The 16,730-nt window shown below is 71.4% G+C and carries 11 protein-coding genes; 7 read left to right on the forward strand and 4 right to left on the reverse strand.

The window, feature by feature from the left end; all coding sequences use genetic code 11:
- Positions 1–66 precede the first annotated feature (66 nt).
- Genes P7V53_RS20415 through P7V53_RS20425 form a run of 3 tightly spaced genes read left to right on the forward strand, consistent with a single transcriptional unit; the run spans position 67 to position 5,845 of the window.
- A complete protein-coding gene (locus P7V53_RS20415) occupies positions 67–1,347 on the forward strand; it encodes a TolC family protein (protein WP_280151347.1) in 1,281 nt (426 codons plus the stop codon).
- Positions 1,344–2,699 carry an efflux RND transporter periplasmic adaptor subunit gene (locus P7V53_RS20420; RefSeq protein WP_280151348.1) on the forward strand — a complete coding sequence of 452 codons (1,356 nt, stop codon included), beginning with the start codon at positions 1,344–1,346 and terminating at the stop codon, positions 2,697–2,699. The genes P7V53_RS20415 and P7V53_RS20420 overlap by 4 nt, the downstream gene beginning before the upstream one ends.
- Entirely contained in the window at positions 2,696–5,845 is a 3,150-nt protein-coding gene (locus P7V53_RS20425; protein ID WP_280151349.1) for an efflux RND transporter permease subunit, read from the forward strand. The genes P7V53_RS20420 and P7V53_RS20425 overlap by 4 nt, the downstream gene beginning before the upstream one ends.
- A 3-nt stretch (positions 5,846–5,848) precedes the next feature.
- Here the strand turns inward: P7V53_RS20425 and P7V53_RS20430 are convergent, their stop codons facing one another.
- Positions 5,849–10,144, reverse strand: coding sequence for a DEAD/DEAH box helicase (locus tag P7V53_RS20430; RefSeq protein ID WP_280151350.1), 4,296 nt, complete (start codon positions 10,142–10,144; stop codon positions 5,849–5,851).
- Positions 10,145–10,230: 86 nt separating this feature from the next.
- Between P7V53_RS20430 and P7V53_RS20435 the strand changes: the two genes are divergently transcribed.
- On the forward strand, positions 10,231–11,193 hold the full coding sequence (locus P7V53_RS20435) for a 2-oxoglutarate and iron-dependent oxygenase domain-containing protein (RefSeq protein ID WP_280151351.1): 963 nt from the start codon (positions 10,231–10,233) through the stop codon (positions 11,191–11,193).
- 24 nt (positions 11,194–11,217) lie between these two features.
- Here the strand turns inward: P7V53_RS20435 and P7V53_RS20440 are convergent, their stop codons facing one another.
- Positions 11,218–11,382, reverse strand: coding sequence for an acyloxyacyl hydrolase (locus tag P7V53_RS20440; protein ID WP_280151352.1), 165 nt, complete (start codon positions 11,380–11,382; stop codon positions 11,218–11,220).
- Between the two features lie 98 nt (positions 11,383–11,480).
- On the reverse strand, positions 11,481–11,798 hold the full coding sequence (locus P7V53_RS20445) for an EF-hand domain-containing protein (protein WP_280151353.1): 318 nt from the start codon (positions 11,796–11,798) through the stop codon (positions 11,481–11,483).
- Between the two features lie 207 nt (positions 11,799–12,005).
- On the opposite strand from P7V53_RS20445, the gene P7V53_RS20450 reads away from it, so the two are divergent.
- The 3 genes from P7V53_RS20450 to P7V53_RS20460 all read left to right on the forward strand — a co-directional run bounded on the left by P7V53_RS20450 (position 12,006) and on the right by P7V53_RS20460 (position 15,068).
- Positions 12,006–12,578, forward strand: coding sequence for a DUF4142 domain-containing protein (locus P7V53_RS20450; protein WP_280151354.1), 573 nt, complete (start codon positions 12,006–12,008; stop codon positions 12,576–12,578).
- 13 nt (positions 12,579–12,591) lie between these two features.
- Positions 12,592–14,178, forward strand: coding sequence for an MFS transporter (locus P7V53_RS20455; RefSeq protein WP_348273441.1), 1,587 nt, complete (start codon positions 12,592–12,594; stop codon positions 14,176–14,178).
- 116 nt (positions 14,179–14,294) lie between these two features.
- The gene (locus P7V53_RS20460; RefSeq protein ID WP_280151355.1) at positions 14,295–15,068 is read left to right on the forward strand and encodes a transporter substrate-binding domain-containing protein; all 774 of its coding nucleotides are present in this window, start codon (positions 14,295–14,297) and stop codon (positions 15,066–15,068) included.
- Between the two features lie 26 nt (positions 15,069–15,094).
- Here the strand turns inward: P7V53_RS20460 and P7V53_RS20465 are convergent, their stop codons facing one another.
- Positions 15,095–16,642, reverse strand: coding sequence for a DUF294 nucleotidyltransferase-like domain-containing protein (locus tag P7V53_RS20465; protein ID WP_280151356.1), 1,548 nt, complete (start codon positions 16,640–16,642; stop codon positions 15,095–15,097).
- Positions 16,643–16,730 lie beyond the last annotated feature (88 nt).

Raw genomic sequence — 16,730 nt, forward strand, 5'->3', positions numbered from 1 at the left:
CCTCGAAGCGCCCGATCCGGCAGCCCGAGCGCGCTCGTGCTGCGAATCGACCTTCAGGAGCTCGCCGTGTTCCGTCTCGCATCTCTGCTTGTCCTTGCGCTGTGCTGCAGCGCGCCGGTCCTCGCCCAACCCGTCGCCCTGTCGCTCGACGAGGTGGCCGGCTTCGCCGCCAACCAGTCCCGCCAGCTCGCGGCCTACCGCGCGCAGGCGCTGGCGGCGCGCGAACGCGCCGTGGCCGCAGCGCAGCGACCCGACCCGGTGCTCAGGCTGGGCATCAACAACCTGCCGATCGACGGCGCGGACCGCTTCAGCGTGGCGCGCGATTTCATGACGATGCGCTCGGTCGGCGTGATGCAGGAGCTCACGCGCGCGGACAAGCTGCTCGCCCGCAGCGAGCGGGCGCGGCTCGACGCCGACGTCGCCGAGGTGGCGAGCCAGCAGGCGCTGGCCACCCTCCAGCGCGACGCCGCGATGGCGTGGTTCGACCGCTCCTTCCAGGAGTCGATGCGCGCGCTGCTGGTCGAGCAGCAGGCGCAGGCGCGGCTGCAGGCCGATGCGGCCGAGACGCTGTACCGCGGCAACCGCGGCTCGCAGGCCGACGTGCTGCTCGCTCGCGCGCAGATCGGGCAGCTCGACGAGCGCATTGCCGCGGCCGAGCAGCAGATCGCGGCTGCGACGACGCGGCTGACGCGCTGGATCGGGCTCGCGGCATCGCGTCCGCTGCAGCCCCGGCCGGCGCTGGTGCTGCCGGCGTGGACCGGCGAGGACCTGGAGCGCCACCTGCCTCGCCATCCGCAGATCGCTGCGCTGGCGCAGCAGGAAGCGGTGGCAGCCGCCGAGGTGAGGATGGCGGCCGCCGACCGCCAGCCCGACTGGAGCGTCGAGCTGATGTTCAACCAGCGCGGCTCGGCGTACTCGAACATGGTCTCGCTCAACTTCTCGCTGCCGCTGCAGTGGGATCGCAAGAGCCGGCAGGACCGCGAGCTGGCCGCGCGGCAGGCGCTGGCCGACAAGGCGCTGGCCGAGCGCGAGGACATGCAGCGCGCGCACGTCGCCGAGGTGCGCGCGATGCTCCAGGAATGGCAGGGTGCGCAGCGCCGGCTCGCACACTACGGCAACGGGCTGATCCCGCTCGCGCAGCAGCGCAGCGCGGCGTCGCTCGTGGCGTACCGCAGCGGCAGCGGCATGCTGCCCGCCGTGCTCGAAGCGCGGCGCGCCGAGATCGACACCCGCATCGAGGCGCTGCGCATCGAGATGGAGCTGGCCCGCCTGTGGTCCGAGCTGACCTACCTGCTGCCCCACGGTGACGACGCGGCCGAAGCGATCACGTCGAGGACGACGCCATGAACCTCAAGCTCACGCTGATCGCCGCGGCTGCCGCCGTGGCGCTGGCCGCCGGCGGCTACGCGATCTACCACGCGGGCATGGCGCGCGGCATGCAGTCCGCCCCGACGCCGAGCGCTGCGGCGGCGGCCGCGCCGGCCAACGACATCGCCGCCGGCGAGGCCGCCACGCGGCGCCATCTGCAGGCCGGCATCAAGGCCGGCGACGTCGATCCTGCGAACGGCAGGCGTGTCCTCTACTACCACGACCCCATGGTGCCGGGGAAGCGCTTCGACGCCCCCGGCAAGTCGCCATTCATGGAGATGATGCTGGTGCCGGTGTACGGCGACGGCGGCGCGGACCAGGGCCAGGTGAGCGTGAGTCCGCGCGTGCAGCAGAGCCTGGGCGTGCGCACCGCCGAGGTGACCGAAGGCGTGCTGCAGGCGGAGGTCACCGCCGTCGGCAGCATCGCCTACAACGAGCGCGAGCAGTGGGTGGTGCAGGCGCGCGCCAGCGGCTTCGTCGAGCGGCTGCATGTGCGCGCAACGCTCGACCGCGTGGTGCGCGGCCAGCCGCTGCTCGACCTGTACGTGCCCGATTGGGTCGCCGCGCAGGAGGAATACCTCGCCGTCAGACGCATGGCGCCGCGTGACGCGGCCTTGCTGGATGCCGCCCGCCAGCGCATGCGGCTGGCCGGCATGAGCGACCAGCAGGTCCTGCGCGTCGACACGAAAGGCGAGGTGCAGCCGCGTCTCACGCTCGCCGCACCGGGCAGCGGCGTCATCGCGGAGCTTCCGGTGCGCGAAGGCATGACGGTGAGCGCCGGCACGCTGCTCGCGCGCATCCACGGCGTGAGCACGGTGTGGGCCCTGGCCGAGCTGCCCGAAAGCCAGGCGGCGCTGGTGCGGCCGGGCACCCGGGTGCAGGCGCGCACGCCGGCGTTGCCTGGCGAGGTGTTCGAAGGGACCGTGCAGGCCCTGCTGCCCGAGGTGAACCCGGCCACGCGCACGCTGCGTGCGCGCGTCGAGCTCGCCAACCGCCACGCGCGCCTGTCGCCCGGCATGTTCGTCCAGATGCAGTTCGTCGACCGCCGCACCGCGAAGGCCGCGCTCGTGCCCACCGAGGCGCTGATCCATACCGGCCGGCGCACCGTCGTGCTGCTGGCCGAGGACGGCGGCCGCTTCACGCCCGTGGAGGTCCGGCCCGGCCTGGAAGCCGGCGGCCGCACCGAGATCCACAGCGGCCTGCAACCGGGCCAGCGGGTCGTCGTGTCGTCGCAGTTCCTGATCGACTCCGAGGCCAGCCTGAAAGGCGTGGAAGCGCGGCTCAACGCGCCGGCGGCGGCCGTGCCCGCCGCCTCGGGAGCGTCGTCATGATCGCGCGGCTGATCCGCTGGTCGATCGCCAACCGCTTCCTCGTGCTGCTGGCGACGGTGTTCGTCGCCGCCTGGGGCATGTGGTCGGCGTGGCGCACGCCGCTGGACGCGCTGCCGGATCTCTCGGACGTGCAGGTGATCATCCGCACCACCTGGCCGGGCCAGGCGCCGCGCATCGTCGAGAACCAGGTGACCTATCCGCTCACCACCACGCTGCTCTCGGTGCCGGGCGCCAAGGTCGTGCGCGGCTACTCGTTCTTCGGCGACTCGTTCGTCTACGTGCTGTTCGAGGACGGCACCGACCCGTACTGGGCCCGCTCGCGCGTGCTGGAGGTCCTGAACCAGGCGCAGTCCCGGCTGCCGGCGGCCGCCAGGAGCGCACTGGGCCCCGACGCCACCGGCGTGGGATGGATCTACACCTATGCGCTGGTCGACCGCAGCGGCCGCCTCGACACGGCGCAGCTGCGCGCGCTGCAGGACTGGTTTCTGAAGTACGAGCTGAAGACGGTGCCCGACGTGGCCGAGGTCGCCTCGGTGGGCGGCATGGTCAAGCAGTACCAGGTCGTGCTCGACCCCGACCGGCTCGCGGCCTACGGCATCGCGCACACGCGCATCGCCGAGGCGATCCGCCGCGCCAATCAGGAGGCCGGCGGCTCGGTGCTCGAGCTCGGCGAAGCCGAGTACATGGTCCGCGCCAGCGGCTACCTGCGCACGCTGGACGACTTCCGGGCCATCCCGCTCGCCACCACCGACGCCGGCGTGTCGGTGCGCCTGGGCGACGTGGCGCGCATTCAGACCGGACCGGAGATGCGCCGCGGCATCGGCGAGCTCGACGGCGTCGGCGAGGCCGCCGGCGGCGTGGTGGTGATGCGCTCGGGGAAGAACGCGCTGCAGACCATCGCCGCGGTGAAGGACAAGCTGAAGGCGCTGCAGCCGGGCCTGCCTTCTGGCGTGGAGATCGTGCCGACCTACGACCGCTCCCATCTCATCGAGCGCGCGGTGGGCACGCTGAGCCGACAGCTCGTCGAGGAGTTCGTCGTCGTCGCGGTGGTGTGCTTCGTCTTCCTCTTCCACCTGCGCTCCGCGTTCGTCGCCATCGTGTCGCTCCCGCTGGGCATCCTCGCGGCCTTCATCGTCATGCACGCCCAGGGCGTCAACGCCAACATCATGTCGCTGGGCGGCATCGCGATCGCCATCGGGGCAATGGTCGATGCGGCGGTGGTGATGATCGAGAACGCCCACAAGCACCTCGAGCAATGGCGCCACGCCCACCCGGACGAGAGCCTGCAGGGCGAGGCGCGCTGGCGGGTGGTGGCCGATGCGGCGGCGGAGGTCGGCCCGGCGCTGTTCTTCTCGCTGCTCATCATCACGCTGTCGTTCATTCCGGTGTTCACGCTCGAGGCGCAGGAAGGCCGGCTGTTCGCGCCGCTCGCGTTCACCAAGACCTATGCGATGGCCGCGGCGGCCGGCCTCGCGGTGACGCTGATCCCGGTGCTGATGGGCCTGCTGATCCGCGGGCGCATCCCCGACGAGCAGGCCAATCCGCTCAGCCGCGCGCTGCTCGCGGCCTATCGGCCGCTGCTGGACGCGGTGCTGCGCCGCCCCCGTCTCGCGCTGGCCGCCGCCGCCGCGCTGCTGGTCGTGAGCCTGTGGCCACTGCAGCGCCTCGGCGGCGAGTTCATGCCGCCGCTCGACGAAGGCGACCTGCTGTACATGCCCTCGGCGCTGCCGGGGCTGTCGGCGGGCAAGGCGGCGCAGCTGCTGCAGCAGACCGACCGCCTGATCAAGACCGTGCCCGAAGTCGCCTCGGTCTACGGCAAGGCGGGCCGCGCGGAGACGGCAACCGACCCGGCGCCGCTCGAGATGTTCGAGACGACGATCCAGTTCAAGCCGCGCGACCAGTGGCGCGCCGGCATGACGCCCGATCGGCTGGTCGAGGAGCTGGACCGCATCGTGCGCGTGCCGGGGCTGTCGAACATCTGGGTGCCGCCGATCCGCAACCGCATCGACATGCTGGCCACCGGCATCAAGAGCCCTGTGGGCGTGAAGGTGGCCGGACCCGATCTCGCCACCATCGATCGCCTGACCGGCGAGATCGAGCGCGCGCTGAAGGACGTGCCCGGCGTGTCGAGCGCGCTGGCCGAGCGCCTGAGCGGCGGGCGCTACGTCGACGTGGACATCCACCGCGACGCGGCGGCGCGCTTCGGCATGAACATCGCCGACGTGCAGTCGCTGATCACCTCGGCCGTCGGCGGCGAGAACATCGGCGAGACCATCGAGGGCCTGCAGCGCTTTCCGATCAACATGCGCTACCCGCGCGAGATCCGCGATTCGCTCGATGCGCTGCGCCGCCTGCCCATCGTCAGCGAGCGCGGTGCGCGGCTCGTGCTGTCGGACGTCGCGGACATCCGCATCGCCGACGGCCCCACGATGCTGCGCAGCGAGAATGCGCGCCTGGCCGGCTGGGTGTATGTCGACATCCGCGGCCGCGACCTGCGCGGCGCGGTGCACGAGATGCAGCGCGTCGCATCGCAGCGGGTGGCGCTGCCGCCGGGCTACTCCGTCTCATGGTCGGGGCAGTTCGAATACCTCGAGCGCGCCACGGCCCGGCTGAAGGTGGTGGTGCCGCTCACGCTGCTCATCATCTTCGTGCTGCTCTACCTCACCTTCCGGCGCATCGACGAGGCGCTGCTCATCATGGCCACGCTGCCCTTCGCGCTGATCGGCGGCATCTGGATGCTGGTGCTGCTGGGGCACAACGTCTCGGTGGCCGGCGCCGTGGGCTTCATCGCGCTCGCCGGCGTGGCCGCGGAGTTCGGCGTGATCATGCTGCTGTACCTGCGGCACGCCTGGGACAAGCGCGTCGCCGAGGGCCGCACCGGCGATGCCGACCTGCTCGAGGCCATCCGCGAAGGCGCCGTGCTGCGCGTGCGCCCGAAGGCGATGACGGTGGCCGTGATCCTGGCGGGCCTGCTGCCGATCATGTGGGGCGCGGGCACCGGCTCCGAGGTGATGCAGCGCATCGCGGCACCCATGGTGGGCGGCATGGTGACGGCGCCGCTGCTGTCGATGTTCCTGCTGCCGGCGGCGTACAGGTTGATGCGCCGGCGCAGGTCCACGTTCTCTCCCGCGAGCGGGAGAGGGTGAGCATCACGACATGCCCGCCGGCGCCTCCACATAGCTGCCCGGCCGCTGCTTGCGGATCAGCAGGTTCTTCACCTCCCACTGCACGCCCGCCTCCAGCTCGGTCAGGTAGTGGATGTCGCCGCCGCTCTGCACCGCGATCGGCACGCCGTTCTCGTACAGCAGCCGGTTGCCCGCGAGCCGCGGCACCTTGTCGCCCGGCGTGACGATGCCGGCGAGGTTCAGCGGGTCGGCAGCGGAGATGGCCACGCGCTCGTGCGAGCCGGGCGCCTTGGCGACGCGCCGCAGGGCCACCGCGGCCTGCGGCAGCGCGAACTGCTCGCCGGAGAAGCCGCTGACGAAGCGGCCGCCGCGCACCTCGCCGCGCGCTTCGAGGCGGCGCAGCACGTAGTACAGGTCGCGCCATGGCGGCAGGCCTTCCTCGCGCTCGATCAGCCGGCGGAACAGCACGCCGTAGCGCCGCAGCAGCACGCGCGCGATGTGCTCGACGTGCGGCTCGGCCAGCGCGCCCGGCACGTCCGCGACGGGCCGCGGCCGACGCGTGAGCGACCAGCGCCCGGCGTCGTCGATGGGCTCGTGCCCCGGACGCCGACGGCGCAGCCGCTGGCGCTTCTCGGCCGGCATCACCAGCGCCCGCAGGCCCGCAAACGAATCGCAGGTGACGAGGCCGTGCGCGACCAGCTCGGCGAGCGCCTGCTCGACCTCTGTCCCCAGGAGCTTCGCGTCCTGCCGCAGGTCGGGGAAGAAGCTGGCCCCGTGCGTGCGCAGCACCTCCAGCACCTGGCGTGCACGGCCCGACAGCGGCGCGTCGTCGCTGCTCGCACCGCCGGCCTGCTGCCAGTGGACCAGCGCCTCGCGTTCGCACAGCAGCACCGGCGTGCCGCGGATCGGTCCGGTCTTGCGCTGTTCGGCCTGGGGTTGTCGCGGGCCCCGATCGTCCTGAGCCTGTCGAAGGGACGGTCGCCACCAGGCGACGCGGCCCGCCGCGCACAGGCGGTCGAGCATGTGCGGCTGGTAGTCCTTGACCCGCGCGGCCAGCAGATCGTCTTCCCATGCCGACGCCGGAGCCCCATGCCCTTCGAGCTGGCGCAGCACGTCAGCCAGGCCGCCCTCGCCTTCGCGGCGCAGGTCGCCCTCGCTGCCCGCCAGCTGATGCCAGCGGAACAGGAAGCGCATGAACTGCGCGGGCGGCACCGGCTGGACCTCGGCGCGCAGCTTGTCGCGGGTGCGGCGGTGCATGCGCGCGAGCAGGCGGCGGTCGCACCACTCGGCAGCGCCTGGGGCCGTGAACGCACCGCGCATGACCGCGCCCTCGGCTTCGAGCTGCAGCAAGGCGGGCAGCACCGCTTCGGCGTCCAGGCCCAGGGGCGCGGCAAGCGCCTGCGGCGTGACCGGTCCCAGCAGGTCGAGCCGGCTGCGCACGATCTCGCGCAGCGCCGTCTCCGGGTCGGGACGGCCGGCCCCGACCGGCTCGATCGACGGCGACAGATCGGGCCACAGCGCCATGAATTCATGCAGGCGCTCGGCGGCCACGAGCAGGCAGCGGACTTGCGTGACGCGGCGCTGCTGTTCGAGCGCCCCGACGAAGTCGGCAAACGGCGCCTCGGCGGGCGTCAGGAAGCCGTGCACCACCAGCGCGTCGTGCAGCTCGTCGGCGTTGGCGATCTCGGGCCAGGCCTCCTCGCGCACCTGCGCGATCACCTGCGGGTCGAGCTTGCCGATGTCCGCCGCCGTCTGCAGGTCCATCAGCGGCTGGGTGCTGACCGCCTTGGTGCGACGCTCCTCCGCGGCGCCGTCGTCGAGGAAGGCGAAGGGCCGCGCATTGAGGATGGCATGCGACAGCGGCGAAGGCGACGCCAGGTCGCGGGTGGCGATGCGCACCTCGCCGGCCTCGATGCGCGCCAGCAGCGCGACGAAGCCGTCGACGTCCATGGTCTCGTGCAGGCAGTCGTCCAGCGTCTGCGTCACCAGCGGATGGTCGGGAATCTCGCGCTCGCCGACGACGTTCTCCGCGCAGGCAATCTGGTCGGGGAACACCACGGTGAGCAGGTCCTGCGCATCGGAGCGCTGGAACTGCGGCGGCACCTTGCGGCCGCCGTTCATGCGCCGCACCGCCAGCGAGGCGGTGGCGTTCCAGCGCCAGCGCGTGCCGAACATCGGCGCATCGAGCAGCGCCTGCACCAGCACCTCGCGCGCCCCGGCCGACTTGAGGTAGTGCTGCACTTCCTCCAGCGGGAAGCTGTGGCTCGGCCCCAGCGACAGCACGATGCTGTCCTCCAGGGCACTGGCCTGCAGCTCGAAGTTGAACTTGCGGCACATGCGCTTGCGCAGCGCCAGGCCCCAGGCCTTGTTGACGCGCGAGCCGTACGGCGAATGGATCACCAGGTGCGTGTCGCCGACCTCGTCGAAGAAGCGCTCGAACACGATGCAGCGCCGCGTCGGCAGCACGCCCAGCGCGGCCTTCGAGGCGGCCAGGTAGAGCGCGAGCTGCGTGGCCGCGGCGGCCGGCAGGCGCAGCTCTTCCACGAGCCAGCGTTCGCACGCCTGCACGCCCTCCTCCAGCCGGACGTCGGCCGTCTCGCACAGCCGCGACACGGCCTCGCACAGCTCGTCGGTGCGGCCCAGGCTCTCGCCCAGCCAGAACGGCATCGACGGCGGCTGCCCCCTGGCGTCCTCCACCATCACCTTGCCGGTCTCGACCTTGACGATGCGGTACGAGGTGTTGCCGAGCTGGAAGATGTCGCCGGGCAGGCTCTCGAAGGCGAAGTCCTCGTTGAGCGTGCCCACGCGGTGCTCCTCGGGCAGCAGCACCACGTCGTAGTCGAACTGATCCGGGATCACGCCGGCATTGGTGACCGCCGCCAGCCGCGCGCCGCGGCGCGCGCGCAAGACGCGGTTCACCGCGTCGTGGTGCAGGTACGCGCCGCGACGTCCGCGGCGCGTGCTGTAGCCGTCGGCCAGCATGTGCACCACCTGCTCGAACTCGCTCAGCGTGAGCGCTCGGTACGGCTGCGCGCGCCGCAGGCACTCGAACAGCTCGTCCACGGACCATTCGCGGCACGCGGTCTCGGCCACGATGTGCTGCGCCAGCGCATCGAGCGGCCTGTGCGGGGTGCGGATGCGGTCGAGCTCGCCGCGCGCCACCGCATCGAGCAGCGCGCTGCATTCGAGCAGGTCGTCGAGCGCCAACGGAAACAGGCGGCCCTTGGGTATCGCGCCAATCGCGTGGCCGGCGCGGCCCACGCGCTGCAGCAAGGCATTCACCGCGCGCGGCGAGCCGAGCTGGCACACCAGGTCGATGTCGCCGATGTCGATGCCCAGCTCGAGCGAGCTGGTGGCCACCAGCGCCTTCAGCTCGCCGCGCTTGAGCCGCTGCTCGGCCTGCAGCCGGTGCTCGCGCGCCAGGCTTCCGTGGTGCGCCGTCACGTGCTGCTCGCCGAGCCGCTCGGCGAGATGGCGTGCGACGCGCTCGGCAACGCGGCGCTGGTTGACGAAGATCAGGGTCGTGCGGTGCTGGTGGACGAGCTCGGCGAGCCGGTCGTACATCTCGCCCCACACCTCGGTCGGCATCACGGCCGTCAGCGGCGAGCGCGGCACCTCGATGGCGAGGTCGCGCTCGCGCACGTGGCCGGCGTCGATGATGGCCACCTCCTCGCCGCGCTGCCCGATCAGGAAGGCCGCCATCTCCTCCAGCGGCTTGACGGTGGCCGACAGGCCGATGCGCACCGGCGAGCGCTCGCACAGCGCTTCCAGCCGCTCCAGCGACAGCATCAGGTGCGCGCCGCGCTTGCCGCCGGCCACCGCATGCAGCTCGTCCACGATCACGCTCTTCACCGACTTGAGCATGGCGCGGCCGGATTCGGAGCTGAGCAGGATGTACAGCGACTCCGGCGTCGTCACCAGGATGTGCGGCGGCGTGCGCCGCATGCGCTCGCGCTCTGCCGTGGGCGTGTCGCCGGTGCGCACCGCGTCGCGAATGCCGACGTCGGGCAGGCCCATCGCCTGCAGGCCGGCGCGGATGCCCGCCAGCGGCTCCTGGAGGTTCTTGCGGATGTCGTTCGACAGCGCCTTGAGTGGCGACACGTAAAGCACGTGCACCTCGTCGGCCAGGCCGCTGGCAAGACCCTCGCGCACCAGCTCGTCGATCGCCGACAGGAAGGCGGCGAGCGTCTTGCCCGAGCCGGTGGGCGCGGCGATCAGGGCATGCCGGCGCTGGGTGGTGATCGCCCAGGCCTGCTCCTGCACCTCGGTCGGGCGGCCGAAGCGCCGGGTCAGCCAGGTGGAGACGGCAGGGTGGAACATCGGTGCATTTTCGTAGCTTGGGCGGGTAACCCCAACAGCAACCGTGGCTGTCGGGGTTTGTGGGGGATGCCCCCGAAAATCCAACCATGGACCTGCCCGTCATCGACCTCGGCCTCGACGACGCCCCCGGCCGGATCGGCGACGCCTGCCGCGCCCACGGCTTCTTCTACGTCGTGAACCACGGCGTCGACGAGGCGCTGTGCCGGCGCCTCGAAGACCTCGGCCGGCGCTTCTTCGCGCTGCCCGAGGCGACCAAGATGCGATGGCGCATGGAGCTCGGCGGGCGCGCCTGGCGCGGCTACTTTCCGCTGGGCGGCGAGCTGACATCGGGACGCCCCGACTGGAAGGAGGGCCTGTACCTCGGCAACGAGCTGGACGATCACCATCCGCTGGTGCAGGCGCGGACGCCGCTGCACGGACGCAACCTGTTCCCCGACCTGCCGGGCTTTCGCGAAACCCTGCTCGACTACATGGCCCGGCTGACGAGTCTCGGGCACAGGCTGATGCAAGCCATCGCGCTGAGCCTGGCGCTGCCGCCGGACTACTTCTTCGTGCGCTGCACCGCCGACCCGCTCATCCTGTTCCGTCTCTTCAACTACCCGACGCGGCCGGTGCCGGCCGGCACCGGCGCGCGCTGGGGCGTCGGCGAGCACACCGACTACGGGCTGCTGACCATCCTGCGACAGGACGACGTCGGCGGCCTGCAGGTGAAGGCGCGCGACGGCTGGACGGATGCACCGCCGCTGCCGGCCTCGTTCGTCTGCAACATCGGCGACATGCTCGACCGCATGACCGGTGGCCGCTACCGCTCGACGCCGCATCGCGTGCAGCTCAATGCATCGGGTCGCGACCGGCTGTCGTGCCCGTTCTTCTTCGACCCGGGCTTCGGCGCCCGCGTGCAACCGATCGAGGGTCTGGCCGGCGCGGACGACGACAGCGCCGCGCGCTGGGACCATGCCAACGTGCATGCGTTCGAGGGGACGTATGGGGACTACCTGATGGGCAAGGTGGGGAAGGTCTTCCCGCAGCTGAAGCAGCAGGTGCTGTGAGTCCCCGCCTCCCCACTGCCGCGACTACCGGACCTGCACGAAGTTCTCTCCCGGGTTCGGCTTGCGCAGCCCCGCGTTCGAGAAATGCTGGATCCGAAACGCCAGCTCGTGGCGCTGCTGCTCGCCGAAGCGATGCCCCAGCGCGACGTGGTCGCCGAAGTTGAACACCGTGCTGAGCCGCCTCGCCAACTCAGCGTTCCCGCCATTGAAATGATCCGCGGGATATCAGGCACGCAGGTGGCCGCGCGGCGCGGCGCGTCCGCGAGGCACCCGCGAGGGCCTGGAGATCAGTTGCTCTTGACGGTCACGCCGGCGGAGAACTCGGTGCTCGAGATCGCGCCATCCTTGTCGGTGTCCAGGTCGCCGAAGCGCGACGCCAGCGAGGGGATCTGCTTGAGCTCGTCGGGCGACAGCTTGCCGTCGCCATTGGTGTCGGCGCGCTTGAACGCAGCGTCGAGCGTGGCGGACACGCTGGTGCTGCTGCCCGCGGGGCTGGTGGCGCCCGAAGGGTTCTGCGGCGTCTGGGTCTGGGCGCTTGCGCCCAGCGCGGCGCCGAGGACGACGACCGCCAGAGATCCACGAGCGAGCAAAGTGGGTTTCGACATTGGAGCATCTCCCATCGTGTTGAAGGAGGGGCCATTCGACGCGCATGCTCCGACCGAGCCAAGCACTCTTGCGCGGCCTTACCCGGCTTACCTGCCATTTCGAAAACCCCCCGGAACATGTGCCCGACAGGACGCTCGCGGGCATGCGGGTTGCCGGTGGCGGATGCAGGATCCGCAAGACATCCATCACACACGGAGACAAGACCGATGAACACGCTGCGCCAGGTCGCCCGCTTGTCGGCCATCGCCGTGGCGCTCGTGCTGGCCGGCGGCTGCGGTCGCGAGGACCCGGCCCGCAGCGTCGCACGCACCGCTTCATCGGTCCCGCTCGCGGTTCCGCTCGACGCGGCCGATCAGCGCTTCCTGGCCCAGGCGGCGGCCGATGGCATGTTCCGCTCGCGCGTGGCCGCGCTGGCCACCGACCGGGCGCGCGATCCCGATGTGCGGGCCTTCGCCGAGATGATGGCGGCGCACGAATCGGCCGCCCATGCGCAGCTGCGGCAGCTCGCCGAAGCGCATTCGGTGCCGTTGCCGCGAGCCATGCCCGAGGAGCATCGGCGGCTGCTCGATCAGCTCGACGGCCTGTCGAGCGCCGAGTTCGAGCGCCGCTTCGTGCAGCTCGTCGGCGTGCAGGAGCAGCGCCGCTGCATCGGCCAGTTCAGCAAGGCGGCGGCCCAGGCGCAGGCCGAAGACGTGCAGGACTTCGCACGCGACATGCTGGGCGTGCTGAAGGGGCAGCTCGCGGCCGCGCGACAGCTGCCCGGCGGCCTGATGAGCTGAACGCCCGCTGCACGTGAGCCACATCGGCACGCTGCCCTGCGACGCGGGCCAGATCCTGCGCCCCATGGCACCCTCGCAGTGCCCGGCGGCAGCACGCCGCTGGACGCTGGTGGCCGCGATCCTCGGCTCCAGCATGGCCTTCGTCGACGGCACGGTCGTCAACGTCGCCTTGCCTGCCCTGCAGCGCGATCTCGACGCGAGCGCCTCGCAGGCGCAGTGGATCATCGAGTCGTATGCGCTGTTCCTCGCCTCGCTGCTGCTGGTGGGCGGCGCGCTCGGCGACCGCTTCGGCCGCCGCCTCGTCTTCATGGCGGGCGTCGCCCTGTTCACCGCCGCGTCCATCGCCTGCGCGCTGTCGGCGTCGGCAACCCAGCTGATCGTCGCGCGCGCGGTCCAGGGCGTGGGCGCGGCCCTGCTGGTGCCCGGCAGCCTGTCGCTGATCAGCGCCACTTTCCCGCAGAACGAGCGCGGGCGGGCCATCGGCACCTGGTCCGCGTTCAGCGGCATCACGGCCGCGGTCGGCCCCGTGCTGGGTGGATACCTGGTGGACCACTTCAGCTGGACGGCGGCCTTCCTGGTCAACGCGCCGCTGGGGATCGCGCTTCTCGCGCTCACCGCGATGAAGGTGCCCGAGAGCCGCGGCGCCGCAGCCGAAGGCCGCCTCGACCTGTTGGGAGCTGCGCTCGCCACGCTCGGCCTGGCGGGTGTCGTCTTCGCCTTCATCGAGGCGCCGGCGCGCGGCTGGACCGCAGGCCTCATGGGCGTGGCGGCGGCAGGCGTCGTGGCACTGGTGCTGTTCGTGGTCGCCGAATCGCGCAGCCCTTCGCCGATGCTGCCGCTGTCGCTGTTTCGCATCCGCGACTTCGCCGGCACCAATCTGCTGACGCTGCTGCTGTACGCCGCGCTCGGCGGCGGCTTGTTCTTCTTTCCGCTCAACCTGATCCAGGTGCACGGCTATGGCGCCACCGCGGCCGGCGCCGCGATGCTGCCGTTCATCGCGATCATGTTCCTGCTGTCGCGCTGGGCCGGCCACCTCGCCGACACCTGGGGGCCGCGGATTCCGCTGGTGGTGGGCCCCATCGTCGCGGCCGGCGGCTTCGCGCTGTTCGCGCTGCCGTCGACCGGCGGATCGTATTGGCGCGACTTCCTGCCTGCCGTCTGCGTGCTCGGGCTGGGCATGGCAGTGACGGTGGCGCCGCTCACGACGACGGTGATGAACTCGGTGGGGCGTGAGCTTTCCGGCGTCGCGTCGGGAGTGAACAACGCGGTGTCGCGCGCGGCCGGCCTGCTGGCGATCGCGGTGTTCGGCATCCTGATGGCGAGCGCCTTCGACGCCGCGTTGAGCGCGCGCCTGTCGGCGATGCATCTGCCGCCAGCGCTGCTGCAGGCGGTCGACCAGCAGCGCCACAAGCTGGCCGCGATCGAGGCGCCCCCGGGCACCGACAGCGCCACGGCAGCGGCACTGCACGACGCCGTCGGCGGCGCCTTCGTGGCCGGCTTCCGACAGGTGATGTGGGCGTGCGCAGCGCTCGCACTGCTGGGCGCTGCGAGTGCGGGCGTGCTGATCGGCGGAACGGCTGCGACGCGGCGTCGGTCCTAGCGAGCGGGAGATGCTCTCCCTCTTCCGCTCGCGGGAGAGGGTCGGGGTGAGGGCCTGCGCAGGGAGCAAGACGGTCTCGGGCAAGATGGCGACCCCACATTCCCGGAGACTCCCGAATGACCAAGCTCTACGCCGCAGCGCTTCTGCTCGCCGGTGCCTGTGTCGCTGCACCGGCCCTGGCGCAGACATCGTCCCGCCTCGACGACGTCATGAAGGCCGGCAAGCTGCGCGTGTGCACCCCGGGCGACTACCGCCCGTTCGCCCTGGCCAAGCCGGACGGCAGCTACGAAGGCATCGACATCGACCTCGTGCAGTCGGCCGCGAAGGCGCTGGGCGTTCAAGTCGAGATGGTCAAGACGAGCTGGCCCAAGCTGATGGACGACTTCCTGGAGAAGTGCGACGTCGGCGTCGGCGGAATTTCTGTGAACACCGAGCGCGCCAAGCGGGCCGGCTTCTCGGCGGCCTACATGGTCAACGGCAAGGCGCCGATCACCAAGTGCGAGAACGTCGCCAAGTACCAGACGGTGGCGGACATCAACAAGCCGTCGGTCACCGTGATCACCAACCCGGGCGGCAGCAACGAGCGATTCGTGCGCACCTACCTGCCGCAGGCCAAGGTGGTCGTGTACGACGACAACGTCACCATCTTCGACGAGATCCTGAAGGGCCGCGCCGACGTGATGATCTCGGAGTCGGTGGAGACGGTGGTCCAGCAGAAGCTGCGTCCCGGGCTGTGCGCGGTCAATCCGCAGCGGCCGCTGCAATACGGCGAGATGGGATGGCTGCTGCCGCGCGGCGACACGGCGATGAAGGCGTGGATGGACACCTGGCTGCATCTGAGCAAGGCAGGGGGCGAGTTCGACCGCACGGTGGACAAGTGGCTGAAGTAGCAGACGTTCGCCCGAGAGGCCGTCGCTCACGCATCCAGGTGGAAGTGGTGCCGCACAACGGCCTTGAAGCGCTTGACCACCGCCAGCGCGTCCTGCAGCAGGTCGCGCTCCAGGGTGCTCAGCGACCGCGGCTGCACGCCGCCTGAGACCGGCAGGCCGAGGTCGAGCTCGGCCAGTCCCGCGTCCAGCCGCAGGCGCATCAGCAGGTGCAGGCTGCCCAGCACGTCAGCCGCCAGATCGCGTGGCAGCGTGCCGGTGGCCACCAGCGCCTCCAGTCGGCGGGCCGTGCTGGTGGCGCCAAGGCCCTGCTGCAGCGCCAGGCTGCGCACGCCGTGAACGATCGGAAAGATGCCGGCCTTCTTCAGGTCGAGCGCGTGGCGTCCGTGTTCGCCCAGGCCCGGCAGCCGCGTCCACCAGGCAGAGGCGCCCGCCTCGGGAAACGCATCCACGGCCATCGCGAAGCGGCCGAGCAAGGCATCGTCGGATGCCACCAGCCCGTCGAGCTCGGCCCGCACGCCGGCCAGCAATGACGCGTCGCCGGCCACGGCGTGCGCGTCCAGAAAGATCGCCAGCGCCATCAGGCCTTCGGGCTCGGGCTGAAGCAGCCAGCGCCTCGACGTGGCGGCGAAGTCCGCGGCGCCGCGCCGCCACGCCGCGTTGCGCACCATGACCCCTCCGGGGCACTCCGGATAGCCGAAGCGCTCCAGCGCGGCCGAGAAGCGCTCGCAGGCGCTGCTCACCTCAGCGGCCTCGGGGTCCACGCCGTCGCCCACGACCAGGCCATTGTCCTGGTCGGTGCGCAGCAGCTGTTCGCCGCGGCCCTCGCTGCCCATCACGAACAGGCAGCTGCGCGACACCAGCTCGGGCGGCGCGACGAGCTGCCAGGCGCGCTCGAACAGCTTGGCGTTGAGCTGCTGGACCAGCTGCCCGATCTGTCCGACGTGGGTGCCCCCGCGATGCAGCTGCACGACGAGCTCGGTGATGCGCGCGGCCGACTTCTCCAGCGTCTGCAGATCACCCGCCTGCACGATCTGCACCGTGATCAGGTACGAGGGGTTGGAGACGAAGCTCAGCGCGTCGAGCTGCTCCAGCAGCCCGGCGACTCGCTCGCCGTCGGTCACGACCAGACGATGCACCTGGTGCTTGATCATGAGCGACAGCGCATCGAACAGCGAGGCATCGGTGTCCACCGTGACCAGCGGCGCCGCGGCCAGCTCGCGCACCGGCAGCTCGGCCAGCGGCCGGCCGTCGAGGATGGCGCGCTGAAGCCCGGTGGTGGTGAAGATGCCGAGCCTGCTCACGCCTTCGCCCAGGCGAACCAGCACGCAGCTCGCGCGCCGCGTCTGGAACACCCGTGCGACGGCCACGATGTCGGTGTCGCCGTCGACCACGTGCGCGGGGCGCAGGAAGGCCTGGCCGACGCGGGCGCGGCCCGGCTCCAGCAGGGCCAGGCCTTCGCGAAAGCGCGCCATGCCCTCGGTGTCGGGCAGCCGCGGGCGCTCCTCGGCGTCCGTTCCGTCGAAGGCCGAGGACTTGAAGGCATCCGGCATGGCAGGCGTCGGCGAAAGATCCATGACCACTGTAGATCCTGCCATTCATGAGAGGGCCCGGAATTGACCGGGCGCAACACAGGCCCGCCGCACCCCTCGCCATGGAGCCCGT

It is taken from the genome of Piscinibacter sp. XHJ-5 (genome assembly GCF_029855045.1).
Taxonomy (GTDB): Bacteria; Pseudomonadota; Gammaproteobacteria; order Burkholderiales; family Burkholderiaceae_C; genus Albitalea.